Source organism: Streptomyces sp. UW30, from assembly GCF_008042075.1.
GTDB lineage: Bacteria > Actinomycetota > Actinomycetes > Streptomycetales > Streptomycetaceae > Streptomyces.
The window spans coordinates 1-2,699 of record NZ_RDBN01000175.1; the positions used below are offsets into that span (position 1 = coordinate 1).

A 2,699-nucleotide genomic window follows, 5' to 3' on the forward strand; every position below is an offset into this window, starting at 1 on the left:
CCCTTCCCCTTCGCGCCGTCCCCGTCCCCGTTCCCGTTCGGCGAGGAGGACGCACGCTTCGTCGGCTCCGCCGTGCCCGAGGGGCTCACGTGCGGCGAGGAGGACGGAGGGAGGGACGATGCCGGCACGGAGGCGGAAGGGGTGGCGCCGGACGCGCCGTCGGAGGGGGACCCGTACGGCAGTAGTTGAACGGCGATGGTCGTGGCGGCCGCCACGACCACGACGGGTACGACGGCGAAGAACACCCGGGTACGCCGCCGCTCGGGCCGCTCCGGGCGGACCTCGGACTTCCGCTCGACCTCCGGCTCCGGCTCCGGCCCGGGATCCAGCTCCAGCTCCAGCTCCGGCACCTTCGCGGCGAATGCGGCCCGCTCGGAGAGCTGCTCGGTGACGACGTCCGGCCACAGGGGATCCGTGAACGGCCCATGGCGCGAGGCGAGTTCGAGGAGTTCGACGGCGGTGGGGCGGCCCTCGGGATCCTTGTCGAGGCACGACGCGACGACCTCGGCGAGCTCCGGGTCGAGGGCGCGCAGCGGATCCAGGTCGGGCTGCTCATGCACGATCCGGTACAGCACCCCGTGCCCGGACTCGTCACCGAAGGGCGGGCGCCCGCAAGCCGCGTACACGACGACCGAACCGAGCGCGAACACATCGACGGCACCGCCCAACTGCCGTGCACCCGAGGCCTGTTCGGGCGACATGTAGGCGGGGGTGCCCACCACCATGCCGGTCCGGGTCAGCTGGCTCTGCTCGGCGGCGCGGGCGACACCGAAGTCGATGAGGGTGAGGCCGTCGAGGGTGAGCATGACGTTGGACGGCTTGACGTCCCGGTGCACCATGTCCAGCGCATGGACGGCGGCCAGCCCCGAGGCGGAGTCCCGTAACAGCAGCCACAGCGAGTCGGCGGGCAGGGAACCGCCCTGCAGCTCGACGGCCTCGCGCAGGGTGAGTCCGGGGACGTACGCGCCGGCGAACCACGGCGGCCGTGCGGTGCGGTCACTGGCCAGCAACGGGGCGGTGGCCGACGCGGGCAGCCGGGCGAGGTTGTCCAACTCGTGCCCGAAGCGGCGCAGGAAGTCCTTGTCCTCGGCGACGACGGAGGGCAGCAGTTGTTTGACGGCGGCGTACTTTCCGTCGTGCACCCCGAGGTACACCCGCCCCATTCCGCCGGTCCCGAGCCGCCCCACGAGCGGAATCGACCCGATCACCGGAGGGTCCTCGGCCTCCAGTGGCTCAGCGCCGCTCCCCGCCAGATCCACTTCCCTGAGCCTGCGCACGGCCACGCCGCCCCTCCTCGTGTCACGGCACAGTGTGCAGCGGCGAGCAGGCATACTGGAAGGAGTTTCTAGAAAGTTCCTCTAGAAAAAACGTGTTCTAGGCTGGCTCTCACAGAACCCGCACGTAAACCGCCCCTGAGGACGACCGCCCGATGAGCCCCAAGCAGCAGCGCGGCGAGGCCACTGTGGACCGCATCCTGGACGCTGCGCTACGGGTGTACGCGGAGTCGGGCGAACAGGGCCTCACCGTCAGCGCCGTCACCAAGGCCAGCGGCGTCAGCATGGGCAGCCTGTACCACCACTTCGGCAGCATCGACGGCCTCACCCTCGCACTCTCGCACCGCTGGCTGAGCCGGCTGCTGGGCGACGGGATCACGGCCCTGCAGGGCGCCGACACCGCCAAGGACGGCGTCCGCGCCCTCGTGCGCGCCTACCTCGCCTTCATCCAGGAGCACCCACACGCCGCCCGCCTCGTGCACTCCCCGCTTTCGGACCGCCAGAGCATGGTCAACGGCCATGAACTCCGCGCCAGTCACGAGGCACCCGTGTCGGCGTTCGGCCTCTGGATCCAACCCCGGGTCGAATCCGGCGAGTTGGCCCCGCTCCCCCTCCCTCTGATCGAGACCCTGATCCTGGGTCCGGTCGTCGGCCTCGCCCGCCGCTGGCTCTCCGGCATCCACGACGTCGACCTCGACGAGGCGGCGGGGATCCTCGCGGAGCGGATCTGGCGGTCGGTCAGCGCAGAACCGAGGTGAACGCCGACCAAGGTGCAGCGGCCGATGCGCGAACGCCCGGTCGACGGCACCTGGGAGTCCTGCGCAGCCCGGACACCGTGACCTGGTTCGCCCCTTCGACGGCGAGCACCGCGTCACGCCCCGCCGCCGAGCCGACTCGCTCCTTCCCACCGTTGCCCGCGACCGCCCGCCGCTGGAGAGTGAGGGCATGGATCAGTCAGAAGCACGCGGGTGGCTCCAGGCCGCGCTCGCGGAGGCCCGCGCCGGGCTCGGCGAGGGTGGTATTCCGATCGGTGCCGCGCTGTACGGGGCCGACGGGAAGCTGCTCGGGCGGGGCCACAACCGGCGGGTGCAGGACGGTGACCCCTCTTTGCACGCGGAGACGGCCGCGTTCCGGGCGGCGGGACGCCGGCGCTCGTATCGCGGCACGACCATGGTCACCACCCTCTCCCCCTGCTGGTACTGCTCCGGCCTGGTCCGCCAGTTCGGTATCTCCCGGGTGGTGATCGGCGAGGCGGTCACCTTCCACGGCGGGCACGACTGGCTGGCCGGGCATGGTGTGGAGATCGTGCTTCTCGACGATCCCGAGTGCATCGACATGATGCGTGCCTTCATCGAGCACCAACCCGACCTGTGGAACGAGGACATCGGTGAGTGACCACCCCCGTAACCCCGCCACCCCCCGCAT

3 protein-coding genes are annotated in these 2,699 nt (G+C 71.1%); 2 read left to right on the forward strand and 1 reads right to left on the reverse strand.

What is annotated here, in order from left to right; genetic code table 11:
- Nucleotides 1–1,283 (reverse strand): serine/threonine-protein kinase (locus EAO75_RS45385; protein WP_261989738.1); only part of this gene is annotated, 1,283 nt, incomplete at its 3' end.
- Between the two features lie 146 nt (nucleotides 1,284–1,429).
- Here EAO75_RS45385 and EAO75_RS45390 point away from each other — a divergent pair.
- Nucleotides 1,430–2,032: a TetR/AcrR family transcriptional regulator gene (locus EAO75_RS45390; protein WP_148000956.1), complete on the forward strand. Its 603-nt coding sequence runs from the start codon at nucleotides 1,430–1,432 to the stop codon at nucleotides 2,030–2,032.
- A gap of 187 nt (nucleotides 2,033–2,219) precedes the next feature.
- Nucleotides 2,220–2,669 (forward strand): nucleoside deaminase, encoded by a 450-nt coding sequence (locus EAO75_RS45395; RefSeq protein ID WP_148000957.1) that lies wholly within the window; start codon nucleotides 2,220–2,222, stop codon nucleotides 2,667–2,669.
- The last annotated feature ends 30 nt before the right edge of the window (nucleotides 2,670–2,699 follow it).